The organism is Celeribacter sp., from assembly GCF_048259695.1.
Lineage (GTDB): Bacteria > Pseudomonadota > Alphaproteobacteria > Rhodobacterales > Rhodobacteraceae > Celeribacter.
In genome coordinates this window covers 155066-167142 of sequence record NZ_JBLXHL010000001.1, presented here as the reverse complement: position 1 = coordinate 167142, position 12077 = coordinate 155066, and the positions used below count along the sequence as shown (strand labels likewise).

The following is a 12077-nucleotide window of genomic DNA, read 5'->3' as shown; positions in this document are numbered from 1 at the left end:
CCATGGCAATGGATTATACCCGCGCGGTCAAATACTTCCTGATGGCCGATATCATCTCCGGCTTTCGCATTGGCCTGCGCTATTTCTTTGCGCCCAAGGTGACGATCAACTACCCGCACGAAAAGGGGCCTTTGTCCCCGCGCTTTCGTGGCGAACATGCGTTGCGTCGCTATCCCAATGGCGAAGAGCGCTGTATCGCGTGTAAATTGTGCGAGGCCATTTGCCCCGCACAGGCGATTACCATCGATGCCGAACCCCGTGATGATGGCTCGCGCCGCACCACGCGCTACGACATCGATATGACGAAGTGCATCTATTGCGGGTTCTGCCAAGAGGCCTGTCCCGTGGATGCGATCGTCGAAGGCCCGAATTTCGAGTTTTCCACCGAAACCCGCGAGGAGCTGTTCTACGATAAGGACAAGCTTCTGGATAACGGGGCGCGTTGGGAGGCTGAAATCGCCCGCAATCTCGAACTGGATGCGCCTTACCGTTAAGGCCTCAACATCAGGACCACGATAGTTACAATGACCGATTTTTCGAAACTCTTCGGACAGATGATGGAACAGGGCCAGAAAATGGCCGCTGAGATCAATCCGTCTATGGCGACCTTTTCGCCGTCGGGTTTCGAGAAAATGTTCCCGACGATGACCAAGGACTACATGGACATGTTGTGGGGCAATTCGTTCAACAAAGACGGTCTTGATGCCAAGACCCGCCTCTTGATCATGCTTGCGGGCCTCACGGCCCAGGGCGCTCAGGCGCCGCTGCCGTTCAAGATGACGGTGCGCCATGCCCGCGAGGCGGGCGCGACCGAGCAAGAGATCGCGGAAACGATCTACCAAATGTCGATGCTGGGCGGTTTGCCCGCAATGTCAAAAGCACTGGACCTCGCCAAAGAGGTCTTTTCTGATATGCAGGAGGACAGTGAATGACTGTCGTTGATTTCGCATTCTATTGTTTCGCCATCCTGATGCTCACGGGGGCGCTGTTCACGGTTGTGGCACGCAACCCTGTGCATTCGGTGCTTTGGCTGATCCTAACCTTCCTCTCGGCCTCCGGTCTCTTTGTGCTTTTGGGCGCAGAGTTCGTGGCGATGCTTCTGGTCATCGTCTACGTCGGTGCGGTGATGGTGCTGTTCCTTTTTGTCGTGATGATGCTCGACGTGGATTTCGCCGAGCTCAAAGCGGGCATGGCGCGGTATCTGCCGTTTGCCATCCTGATGGCGATTGTGGTGCTGCTCCAGTTCGGGATCGCATTCGGGGATTGGCACGCCGCTGACGGGGCGCAGGCCCTGCGTGCAGCTGTGACTCCCGAGGATGTGCATAACACCGCCGCACTGGGTCAGTTGATGTATGACGACTACCTGATGCTGTTCCAGCTTGCGGGTCTGATCCTGTTGGTTGCCATGATCGGCGCGATTGTGTTGACCCTGCGCCACCGTCCGGACGTCAAGCGTCAGAACGTGATGACACAGATGCACCGCGATCCGGCCACGGCAATGGAACTGAAAGACATCAAACCGGGGCAGGGGCTTTAAGCCGTTTGCGTCAAAATACGAAGACGGGGCGACGCTAAGGCCGCTCCGGGCCAAAGCCGCGATAAGCGGCGACAGATAAGAACTGAGGGACGACATGGTCGGACTTGAACATTACCTGGCAGTCGCGGGAGCGCTGTTTGTGATCGGAATTTTCGGTCTCTTTTTGAACCGGAAGAACGTCATCATCATCTTGATGTCCATCGAGATGATCTTGTTGTCGGTCAACATTAACCTTGTCGCCTTCTCCTCCTTCGCGGGGGATCTTGTCGGGCAAATCTTTACGATGTTGGTGCTGACCGTTGCCGCCGCCGAGGCTGCGATCGGTTTGGCCATTCTCGTTGGCTTCTTCCGCAACCGCGGCACGATCGACGTCGAAGACGTCAACGTGATGAAAGGGTAAGGGCATATGGAAACGATCATCCTCTTCGCCCCATTGGTGGGTGCCATTATCGCAGGCTTCGGCTGGCGCGCGATCGGGGAGCGCAATGCGCAAATCCTGACCACGGGCCTGCTGTTCCTCTCGGCGTTCCTGTCGTGGACCGTGTTCTTGGGCTTTGATGGCCAGACACAACATATCTCGTTGCTCAAATGGGTTGAAAGCGGCGCGCTCTCGGTTGACTGGGGCATCCGCCTCGACCGTCTGACCACGATCATGTTGATTGTTGTGACGACCGTGTCCGCCCTCGTTCACCTCTACTCCTTCGGCTACATGGCGCATGACAGCCAGTTCGGCGATGACGAGCCCTACCGCGCCCGTTTCTTTGCCTACCTGTCGCTCTTTACCTTTGCGATGCTGATGCTCGTGACCGCCGATAACCTTGCCCAGATGTTCTTTGGCTGGGAGGGCGTGGGCCTCGCGTCCTACTTGCTCATCGGGTTCTATTTCAAGAAACCCTCCGCCGGTGCGGCATCTATGAAAGCCTTCATCGTCAACCGCGTCGGGGACTTCGGCTTCGCGCTTGGTATCTTTGGCCTGTTCTATCTCACCGATAGCATCGACATGGATACCGTGTTTGCAAAAGCGCCCGAGCTTGCAAACACGCAGCTGCATTTCTTGTGGACCGAATGGAATGCCGCCAACCTGTTGGCTTTCCTTCTGTTTGTCGGTGCTATGGGGAAATCGGCACAACTGTTCTTGCACACATGGCTTCCCGACGCGATGGAAGGCCCGACCCCCGTGTCGGCGCTGATCCACGCCGCGACCATGGTGACCGCGGGCGTGTTCCTCGTCTGCCGCATGTCGCCGCTGTTTGAATACGCGCCTCAGGCCCAGACGTTTATCGTCTACATCGGCGCCTCTACTGCCTTTGTCGCGGCCACAATCGGCCTCGTGCAAAACGATATCAAGCGCGTCATCGCCTACTCCACCATGTCCCAACTGGGCTACATGTTCGTGGCCGCCGGTGTCGGCGCCTACGGTCCGGCGATGTTCCACCTTTTGACGCACGCCTTCTTTAAAGCGATGTTGTTCCTGGGGGCCGGTTCGGTCATCCACGCGATGCATCACGAACAGGACATGCGCAACTACGGTGGCCTGCGCCACAAGATCCCCAAAACCTTTATGGCGATGATGATCGGGACTTTGGCCATCACGGGGGTCGGTCTTCCGCTCACCACCATCGGCTTTGCGGGCTTCCTGTCGAAAGATGCGATCATTGAAAGCGCCTATGCCTCCGGTGTCGGCTATGCCTTCTGGATGCTTGTTGTGGCCGCGCTGTTCACGTCGTTCTACTCGTGGCGCCTGATGTTCATGACCTTCTACGGCAAGGCCCGTGGCGATCATCACACCCATGACCACGCGCACGAAAGCCCGATGGTCATGCTCGTGCCGCTCGGCGTTCTCGCCCTCGGCGCGGTGTTCTCCGGCATGGTGTGGTACGGCGCGTTCTTTGGCGACCATGACAAGCACAACGCCTTCTTCGGCATTCCCGCACATCACGCCGAGGCGGACGCCGCCCACGGTGAGGCTGCGGCGGATACGCATGCAGCCGAGGCCGCGGACACCCACGCGGTGGCCGAAGAGACACATGGTGACGACACGCACGCCGTGGCCGGTGTGGCCCCACAGGGGGCGCTGTTTATCGCGGCGGACAACACGATTATGGACGACGCGCACCATGCCCCCAAATGGGTCAAGGTCTCGCCATTCATTGCCATGCTGATCGGTTTCTTCACCGCATGGATGTTCTACATCAAGGACACCACCCTGCCAAAACGTCTCGCGGCGTCTCAGCCCGTGCTCTACGATTTCCTGCTCAACAAGTGGTATTTCGACGAGCTTTACGAGCGTATCTTTATCCGCCCCGCCTTGGCTCTTGGCCGTTTCTTCTGGAAACGCGGCGATCAGGATACGATTGACGGCGCGATCAATGGCGTGGCGCTTGGCATCATTCCCTTCTTCACGCGCCTCGCCGGCCGCGCGCAGTCGGGCTATCTGTTCACTTACGCATTTGCGATGGTATTGGGGATTGTGATCTTGATTACCTGGATGTCGATCGGCGGAGGGTCCCACTAATGGATAACGTCCTTTCATTCGTTACCTTTCTGCCGACAATGGCCGCTTTGGTCCTCGCGCTGTTCTTGCGCGGTGACGACGAGGTGGCACAGCGCAACGCCAAACGTCTGGCGCTGTTCGCGACTGTCATCACCTTTTTGATCTCGCTGTTCATTCTGGCGAAATTCGATCCGGCCGACACCGGCTTTCAAATGGTCGAAGAACGCTCCTGGATCATGGGGCTGAGCTACCGCATGGGTGTGGACGGGATTTCCGTTCTCTTTGTGATGCTCACCACCTTCCTCATGCCACTGGTGATCTGGTCGGCATGGAATGTGACCACGCGGGTCAAGGAATACATGATCGCGTTCTTGTTGCTCGAGACGCTGATGCTCGGCGTGTTCTGTGCGCTCGACCTCATGCTGTTCTACCTCTTCTTCGAGGCGGGCCTGATCCCGATGTTCCTGATTATCGGGATCTGGGGCGGAAAAAACCGCATTTATGCGGCGTTCAAATTCTTCCTCTATACCTTCCTCGGTTCCGTGTTGATGTTGGTCGCGATGATCGCCATGTACCTCGATGCCGGCACCACCTGTATCGGTGGCTGTGGCGAGGCAACATCGCTTTTGACCCACACGTTCTCGTCGGACACGCTGTCGGTCATGGGGTTCCAGATCGTCGGCGGCATGCAGACGATTGCCTTCCTCGCGTTCTTCGCCTCCTTCGCGGTGAAAATGCCGATGTGGCCGGTGCACACATGGTTGCCTGACGCACACGTTCAGGCGCCCACCGCAGGCTCCGTGGTTCTGGCCGCGATCTTGCTCAAAATGGGCGGCTACGGGTTCTTGCGCTTCTCGATCCCGATGTTCCCCGTTGCCTCCTACCATCTCGCGGATTTCGTGATGTGGTTGTCGGTGATCGCCATCGTCTACACCTCGCTCGTCGCGATGGTGCAAGAGGACATGAAAAAGCTGATCGCCTATTCGTCCGTGGCCCACATGGGATACGTGACCGCAGGGATCTTCTCGCTCAACCAACAAGGGATCGACGGCGCGATCTTCCAGATGCTCAGCCACGGCTTCATCTCCGGTGCGCTCTTCTTGTGCGTTGGCGTGATCTACGACCGGATGCACACCCGTGACATCGACGCCTATGGCGGCCTTGTGAACCGGATGCCCGCCTATGCCCTCGTGTTCATGTTCTTTACCATGGCCAACGTCGGTCTGCCCGGCACCTCCGGTTTTGTCGGGGAATTCCTGACGCTGATCGGGATGTTCCAGGCCAACACATGGATCGCCGCCGTGGCGACCTCGGGTGTGATCCTGTCCGCCGCTTACGCGCTGTGGCTCTACCGCCGCGTCGTGCTTGGCGATCTGATCAAAGAAAGCCTGAAAGCGATCACGGATATGACGGCGCGCGAAAAAATGATCTTTGCGCCGCTGATCTTTATGACGCTTTTGCTCGGTGTGTATCCGTCGCTCGTGACCGATCTGATCGGCCCGTCGGTGGGTGCATTGCTTGATAACTATAACGCCGCTCTGCCGTCTGATCTGGTTCAGACCGCAGCAGCCGCAACCAGCCATTAAGGGGACGGACCAATGACCGCTCACGATTTCTCGATCGTCCTTCCGGAAGTCCTCCTTGCCATCTACGGCATGGCCGCGCTCCTGTTCGCCGTGTACACGGGCAAGGATGCGCTCGCCAAAACCCTCACTTGGGTGACGGCGGGGATCTTTGTTGTCATCGCGGTGATGATTGCATTGTCCGGATCGGGGGCGAACACCGCCTTTAACGGGATGTTCATCGACGATGCGTTCTCCCGCTTTGGCAAGGTCGGCGCGTTGCTCGCAGGGGCCGCCGTTCTGGTCATGTCTGTCGACGTGATGGAAAAGCGCGACATGCTCAAGTTCGAGTATCCGATCCTCGTGCTCTACTCGACCATCGGCATGATGGTGATGGTTTCCGCAGGCGACCTGATGGCGCTCTACCTCGGCCTCGAATTGATGTCTTTGGCGCTCTACGTCATCGCATCGTTCCGCCGTGACAGCGTAAAATCCTCTGAATCCGGCCTGAAGTACTTTGTGCTTGGCTCGCTCTCCTCGGGGCTTTTGCTCTACGGGGCCTCGCTGACCTACGGGTTCTCCGGCACCACAAACTTCGCTGGGATCATCTCGGTTATTCAGGATGACGTGCCTCTTGGTGTGCTGTTCGGCCTTGTGTTCATGATGACGGGTTTGGCGTTCAAAGTGTCTGCCGTGCCGTTCCACATGTGGACGCCTGACGTCTACGAGGGCGCGCCCACACCGACGACTGCGTTCTTTGCAACGGCTCCAAAACTCGCCGCAATGGGTCTGTTTGCCCGCGTGCTTCACGATGCCTTCGGTGGTGTTGTGGGCGACTGGCAACAAGTCCTCGCCGTGATCGCGGTGGCGTCCATGTTCCTCGGTGCGGTTGCGGGGATCGGCCAGACCGACATCAAACGTCTGATGGCCTATTCGTCGATTTCCCATATGGGGTTCGCCCTGATGGGTCTGGCCGCAGGCAACGCCGAGGGCGTACAGGCCTCGTTGATCTACATGGCGATCTACGTCGCGATGAATATCGGCACATTCGCCTTTATCCTGACGATGGAGCGCGATGGCAAACCCGTCACCGATCTGGCCGCGCTCAACCGCTACTGGCGCACCTCTCCGTCCAAGGCATTGGCCCTGTTGATCCTGATGTTCTCGCTCGCAGGCGTCCCTCCGATGCTCGGCTTCTTCGGTAAACTGGCCGTGTTGCAGGCGGCATGGGGCGCGGGCCTCGTGTATCTCGCCATCTTTGGTGTGATCGCGTCGGTGATCGGCGCGTTCTACTACCTGCGCATCGTGTTCTACGTCTACTTTGGCTCCGAGCACGAGCCCCTCGACAAAGTGTCGAGCCCTGTGGCGACCGTTATGCTCATGGCCTCGGCCCTGATCATGGTGTTCGGTATCGTCAACATGTTCGGCTTGGGTGACTACGCGGCAATGGCGGCGGATGCTCTTGTCAAATAAGGCGTACACCTGGCCCGATGGGGTAGGGCGCACCGTCCTTGCCGAAACGGACAGTACAATGACAGAGGCCGCCCGCGTGGCGGCCTCTTGTGCGTTTCCGCAATGGATCCTGGCGCATCGCCAATCGGCGGGGCACGGGCGGCGTGGACGCGCATGGGCGATGCCCAAGGGCAATTTTGCCGCTACGCTGCTGATGTTCCCGACCGAGGCCCCCGAAATCGTCGCACTGCGGTCCTTTGTGGCGGCCCTTGCGCTCCATGAGGCCCTTGTGACGGTCTCTGGCCGCCCCGAGAGCTTTGCGCTCAAATGGCCCAATGACGTGCTTTTGAACGGTGGCAAGGTGGCGGGTATTCTCCTTGAGCGGGGGAAGGCACATCTGTCGATCGGCATCGGTGTCAACCTTGCGGATGCACCAACCCCCGCCGAGGTCGAAGCAGGGGCCGTGGCGCCCGTGTCGCTTTTGTCCGAGACGGGCGTAAATGTCCCGCCCGAGGCGTTCCTCGACATTCTGGCACCGGCCTATGCCCATTGGGAGACGCAGTTCACAACCTACGGGTTTGCCCCGATCCGCACCGCGTGGTTGGACCGCGCTGCCAGATTGGGCGCGTTAATCCGTGCGCGCACCGTGACCGAGGAACATCATGGCACCTTTGAAACCGTGGATGCCTTTGGTAATCTGGTGCTCAAAACGGCCAAGGGCCGGCGTTCAATTCCCGCAGCGGAGGTCTATTTCTGATGCTATTGTGTATCGACACAGGCAATACCAACACGGTGTTCTCCATCTGGGACGGAACCGGATTTATCGCCACCTGGCGTACCTCGACCGAAGTGCAGCGCACAGCGGACCAGTATTACGTCTGGCTGTCCACCCTGATGCATTTCCAAAAGATCGAGGCGAATATCACCGAGGTGATTATTTCCTCCACCGTGCCGCGCGTTGTGTTCAACTTGCGCGTTTTTGCCAACCGTTACTTCGATTGTCGCCCGCTTGTGGTCGGCAAGCCCGAATGCCTTTTGCCACACGCCCCGCGCGTGGATGAGGGAACAACTGTTGGGCCGGACCGTTTGGTGAACACGGCCGCCGCTTATGACAAATTCGGTGGCGATTTGATCGTGGTGGATTTCGGCACGGCGACGACATTCGATGTGGTGGCCGCCGATGGCGCCTATGTCGGCGGGGTGATCTCGCCCGGGGTGAATACCTCGCTCGAAAGCCTCCACCTCAAAGCCGCCGCCTTGCCCCATGTCGACGTGACCATGCCGGAAAAAGTGATCGGCACCAATACGGTTGCCTGTATGCAGTCGGGGGTGTTTTGGGGCTATGTTGGCCTCGTGCGGGAAACATGCAACCGGATCAAGGCAGAATATGAACGCCCGATGCGCGTGATCGCCACGGGTGGGCTTGCGCCGCTGTTCAATCAGGGTCACAAGCTTTTCGATGAATTTGACGAATTTCTGACGATCCACGGCCTTGTCGTGATCCATAACTATAACAAAGACCACAACACAGAACTGGGTAATACATGAGCGATCGACTTTTATACCTGCCATTGGGCGGCGCCGGCGAGATTGGCATGAACTGCTACGTCTACGGCTACGGACCCGCAGGGCGCGAACGCTACATTGTGGTGGATCTTGGCGTGACATTCCCGTCGATGGACGGCACGCCCGGCGTGGACCTGATCTTTGCCGATGTGTCATGGCTCGAAGAGCGCAAAGAGCGCATCGACGCGATTTTCATCACCCACGCGCACGAGGATCACGTTGGTGCCGTTGGCCACCTGTGGCCCCGCCTTGGCGCGCCGATCTACGCACGGACGTTCACCGCCCACCTTGCCCGTCTCAAATTCGAAGAGCACGGTCACGACGAGCTGATGATCAAAACCGTCTCTGCATGGCCGCAGCAGGTCGATGTCGGCCCGTTCAAGGTCGGCTTTCTCCCCGTGTCGCACTCGATCCCCGAAAGCTCCGCGCTTGTGATCGACAGCCCTGCGGGCCGCGTTATCCACACGGGCGATTTCAAAATCGACGAGACGCCCGTTGTTGGCGAAGCCTTTGACCGCGCCCTGTGGGAAAGCGTGTCCAAGGATGGCGTCAAGGCGTTGGTCTGTGACAGCACGAATGTGTTCACCGACAAACCCGGCCGCTCGGAGAGCGAAGTCGTCGGCCCGTTGACCGAGCTGATTTCATCGCTCGACGGCATGGTTGCCGCGACAACGTTCGCGTCCAACATTGCCCGCGTGAAATCATTGGCGGAGGCCGGTAGCAAAGCGGGCCGTTCGGTGGTTTTGTTGGGCCGTGCGATGCGCAAAATGATCACGGCAGGGATCGAGACGGGGATCATTTCCGAGTTCCCGAAAACGATTTCTCCCGAACAGGCCGGCGACATTCCCCGCGCCAACCTGATGCTGTTGACCACGGGATCACAGGGCGAATACCGCGCCGCCACCGCGCAACTGTCGCGCGGCAAATACCTCGGGCTGAAAATGGCCGCGGGCGACACCGTAATTTTCTCGTCCAAAACCATTCCGGGCAATGAAATGTCCGTGGCGCGCATTCTCAACAACTTTTCCGAGATGGGCGTGAGCTGCATTACCGGACGCGATGATATTCACGTGTCCGGCCACGCCAACCGTCCCGATCTGACCATGATGCACGAGGTGGTCAAACCACAGATCGTAATCCCGATGCATGGCGAGCACCGTCACCTGACCGAGCATGCCGCTCTGGCCGAGGCCAATGGTCTTCAGGCTGTTGTGGCACCAAACGGGGTTGGCGTGGATTTGACGGGGGATACGCCCGAGATCGCGGAATATGTCGAAACGGGGCGCACCTATCTGGATGGCAAGGTCCAGATTGGCGCGACGGACGGCGTTGTGCGCGACCGGATCCGTATGGCGCAATACGGCCTCGTTGTCGCAACCGTGATTGTCGAGGACGACGAGCCACTGGGCGATTGTTGGTGCGAAATCCGTGGCCTTCCCGAGATTGGCCTGTCGCGTGTGCCGCTCGTCGATGTGCTTGAGACGGATATCAACCAGTTCCTCAACCGTGCGGGCAAAAAGACCCTGCGCGATGACGGGAAACTCGAAGAGGACATGCGCCGCATCCTGCGCAAGACCACCAATGACGAGACGGGCAAAAAGCCAGAAATCCAGATCGTGATTTCGCGCCTGTCGGCCTGATCCATCGCTCTTGGAAAGAGAAGGGGGGACACTTCGGTGTCCCCTTTTGCGTTGATATGGCTCGGTGCCGGAAGGCAGGCAGGGGGAAATCCTCAACGAAAACGCGCCGCGAATGTCTTCGCGGCGCGTTTGTATGGGAGAGGCCAAAGTCGGCGTGCTTTGGGTCCGTTTCTGCGAGTGCTTAGTTGCCTTCGGCCTCGCGGCGCTCTTCAAAGCTCATTGCAATGAACGAGGGCAGGTGGTCGCCAAGGCCAAGCACCTTGTTGTCATCGTCGCGACCCCGACCCCGACCACGGCCACCGCGTGAACGGGGCGCGCGTTTGTCGTCACGCTGTTCATCACGGTTCTCGTCGCGTTTATCGCCCCGTGTGTCCTGACGCGGTTCCGGCTTGGCCTCTACAGCGGCCTCGACGGGTTTGGCCGCGGGCGCAACGGGAGCGGTTTGTGGATCAACTGCCGGGGCCTGTGCGCCGGTGTCTGTCTTTGGTGCGTCTGCTTTGGCGGCGTCGGATTTATCCGCCCCGCGGCGCGACCGCGAACGGGTCCGTTTCGGCTTGTCGTCGCTTTTTGCGTCTTTTGCTTCGGTTGCCTTGGGGGCCTCGGTCGCCGCAGCAGGGGAGATCCCAAGCGGATTGTCGAGACGCGGGATCTCTTTACCGATCAGAAGCTCCACATCGGCAAAGTTTTTCTCGTCGCGTGGCTCACAGATCATGATCGCTTTGCCATCACGCCCCGCGCGACCTGTGCGGCCAATGCGGTGTACATAGTCCTCGGCGTGGCTTGGAACGTCAAAGTTGAACACATGGGTCACGGATGGCACATCAAGGCCACGGGCCGCCACGTCGGAGGCCACAAGGATCTTGAGCTGTCCATTGCGGAAGCCCTCAAGCGTCGCATTGCGTTTGCTTTGGTCGAGATCGCCGTGAATAGGCGCCGCGTCGAAGCCATGCTTGGCCAAGGATTTGGCAACGATGTCAACGTCCGTTTTGCGGTTGCAAAAAATGATACCGTTTTGAAGTGTTTCGCCCTCGGCATTGATCAAGGCGCGCAACAGATCACGTTTCTCGGTTGCCGAGCGCTCGCGACGTGAGGCTTTGAACATCACCACGTTTTGTTTGATGTTCTCGCCGGAGGTGGCCTGACGCGCCACTTCGATGCGGGCGGGGTTCGACAGGAATGTGTTGGTGATCCGTTCGATTTCAGGGGCCATTGTGGCCGAGAAGAACAGCGTTTGACGCGTAAAGGGCGTCATGCCGAAAATCCGTTCGATATCGGGGATAAAGCCCATGTCGAGCATCCGGTCCGCCTCGTCGACGACCATGATTTTTACGTCCGACAGGATCAGTTTGCCGCGCTCGAAATGGTCAAGCAACCGGCCGGGGGTGGCAATCAGAACGTCCACGCCTTTGTCGATCAACTGGTCTTGTTCTTTGAACGATACGCCACCGATCAACAGGGCTTTGGTCAGCTTGTGATACTTGGTGTAGGTGTCGAAGTTCTCGGCCACTTGGGCGGCCAACTCACGGGTCGGACACAGCACCAAAGAGCGCGGCATCCGTGCGCGCGCACGGCCCCGGCCCAACAGGGTGATCATCGGCAATGTGAAAGAGGCGGTTTTGCCCGTTCCCGTTTGTGCAATCCCGAGGACATCGCGGCCCTCAAGGGCGGGGGGAATCGCGCCCGCCTGAATCGGGGTGGGTTCCTCGTAGCCCGCGTCAGCGATGGCTTTGAGAACTTTTTTGTCGAGATTAAGATCGGTAAACTTGGTCAAATTGTGCCTTTCGAGATGTGCGGCGGTGAAATCGGCCGCAAATATCCCGCGCGGC

11 protein-coding genes are annotated in these 12077 nt (G+C 58.8%); 10 read left to right on the top strand and 1 reads right to left on the bottom strand.

What is annotated here, in order from left to right; genetic code table 11:
- Positions 1-2 precede the first annotated feature (2 nt).
- The 10 genes from nuoI to ACN0Q0_RS00770 all read left to right on the top strand — a co-directional run bounded on the left by nuoI (position 3) and on the right by ACN0Q0_RS00770 (position 10251).
- Complete coding sequence (gene nuoI, locus ACN0Q0_RS00815) at positions 3-494, top strand: NADH-quinone oxidoreductase subunit NuoI (protein WP_417241448.1); 492 nt, start codon at positions 3-5, stop codon at positions 492-494.
- A 30-nt stretch (positions 495-524) separates the two neighbouring features.
- Positions 525-932 (top strand): carboxymuconolactone decarboxylase family protein, encoded by a 408-nt coding sequence (locus tag ACN0Q0_RS00810; protein ID WP_417241447.1) that lies wholly within the window; start codon positions 525-527, stop codon positions 930-932.
- Positions 929-1537 carry an NADH-quinone oxidoreductase subunit J gene (locus ACN0Q0_RS00805; RefSeq protein WP_417241446.1) on the top strand — a complete coding sequence of 203 codons (609 nt, stop codon included), beginning with the start codon at positions 929-931 and terminating at the stop codon, positions 1535-1537. The genes ACN0Q0_RS00810 and ACN0Q0_RS00805 overlap by 4 nt, the downstream gene beginning before the upstream one ends.
- Positions 1538-1631: 94 nt before the next feature.
- The gene (nuoK, locus tag ACN0Q0_RS00800; RefSeq protein ID WP_062219307.1) at positions 1632-1937 is read left to right on the top strand and encodes an NADH-quinone oxidoreductase subunit NuoK; all 306 of its coding nucleotides are present in this window, start codon (positions 1632-1634) and stop codon (positions 1935-1937) included.
- 6 nt (positions 1938-1943) lie between these two features.
- Positions 1944-4052 carry an NADH-quinone oxidoreductase subunit L gene (gene nuoL / locus ACN0Q0_RS00795; protein WP_417241445.1) on the top strand — a complete coding sequence of 703 codons (2109 nt, stop codon included), beginning with the start codon at positions 1944-1946 and terminating at the stop codon, positions 4050-4052.
- On the top strand, positions 4052-5617 hold the full coding sequence (locus ACN0Q0_RS00790; RefSeq protein WP_417241444.1) for an NADH-quinone oxidoreductase subunit M: 1566 nt from the start codon (positions 4052-4054) through the stop codon (positions 5615-5617). Before nuoL ends, ACN0Q0_RS00790 begins: the two co-directional genes overlap by 1 nt.
- 12 nt (positions 5618-5629) lie before the next feature.
- Entirely contained in the window at positions 5630-7066 is a 1437-nt protein-coding gene (nuoN, locus tag ACN0Q0_RS00785) for an NADH-quinone oxidoreductase subunit NuoN (protein ID WP_417241443.1), read from the top strand.
- Entirely contained in the window at positions 7050-7802 is a 753-nt protein-coding gene (locus ACN0Q0_RS00780) for a biotin--[acetyl-CoA-carboxylase] ligase (RefSeq protein WP_417241442.1), read from the top strand. The genes nuoN and ACN0Q0_RS00780 overlap by 17 nt, the downstream gene beginning before the upstream one ends.
- Positions 7802-8593 (top strand): type III pantothenate kinase, encoded by a 792-nt coding sequence (locus ACN0Q0_RS00775; protein WP_417241441.1) that lies wholly within the window; start codon positions 7802-7804, stop codon positions 8591-8593. Before ACN0Q0_RS00780 ends, ACN0Q0_RS00775 begins: the two co-directional genes overlap by 1 nt.
- The gene (locus ACN0Q0_RS00770; RefSeq protein WP_417241440.1) at positions 8590-10251 is read left to right on the top strand and encodes a ribonuclease J; all 1662 of its coding nucleotides are present in this window, start codon (positions 8590-8592) and stop codon (positions 10249-10251) included. The genes ACN0Q0_RS00775 and ACN0Q0_RS00770 overlap by 4 nt, the downstream gene beginning before the upstream one ends.
- A 181-nt stretch (positions 10252-10432) precedes the next feature.
- On the opposite strand, the gene ACN0Q0_RS00765 is transcribed toward ACN0Q0_RS00770, so the two are convergent.
- A complete protein-coding gene (locus ACN0Q0_RS00765) occupies positions 10433-12022 on the bottom strand; it encodes a DEAD/DEAH box helicase (RefSeq protein ID WP_417241439.1) in 1590 nt (529 codons plus the stop codon).
- Positions 12023-12077: the final 55 nt, after the last annotated feature.

Bases quoted from the DNA above. Each gene is read 5' to 3' on its own strand.
- nuoI (WP_417241448.1), top strand. From the start codon at position 3: ATGGCAATGGATTATACCCGCGCGGTCAAATACTTCCTGATGGCCGAT.
- ACN0Q0_RS00810 (WP_417241447.1), top strand. From the start codon at position 525: ATGACCGATTTTTCGAAACTCTTCGGACAGATGATGGAACAGGGCCAG.
- ACN0Q0_RS00805 (WP_417241446.1), top strand. From the start codon at position 929: ATGACTGTCGTTGATTTCGCATTCTATTGTTTCGCCATCCTGATGCTC.
- nuoK (WP_062219307.1), top strand. From the start codon at position 1,632: ATGGTCGGACTTGAACATTACCTGGCAGTCGCGGGAGCGCTGTTTGTG.
- nuoL (WP_417241445.1), top strand. From the start codon at position 1,944: ATGGAAACGATCATCCTCTTCGCCCCATTGGTGGGTGCCATTATCGCA.
- ACN0Q0_RS00790 (WP_417241444.1), top strand. From the start codon at position 4,052: ATGGATAACGTCCTTTCATTCGTTACCTTTCTGCCGACAATGGCCGCT.
- nuoN (WP_417241443.1), top strand. From the start codon at position 5,630: ATGACCGCTCACGATTTCTCGATCGTCCTTCCGGAAGTCCTCCTTGCC.
- ACN0Q0_RS00780 (WP_417241442.1), top strand. From the start codon at position 7,050: ATGCTCTTGTCAAATAAGGCGTACACCTGGCCCGATGGGGTAGGGCGC.
- ACN0Q0_RS00775 (WP_417241441.1), top strand. From the start codon at position 7,802: ATGCTATTGTGTATCGACACAGGCAATACCAACACGGTGTTCTCCATC.
- ACN0Q0_RS00770 (WP_417241440.1), top strand. From the start codon at position 8,590: ATGAGCGATCGACTTTTATACCTGCCATTGGGCGGCGCCGGCGAGATT.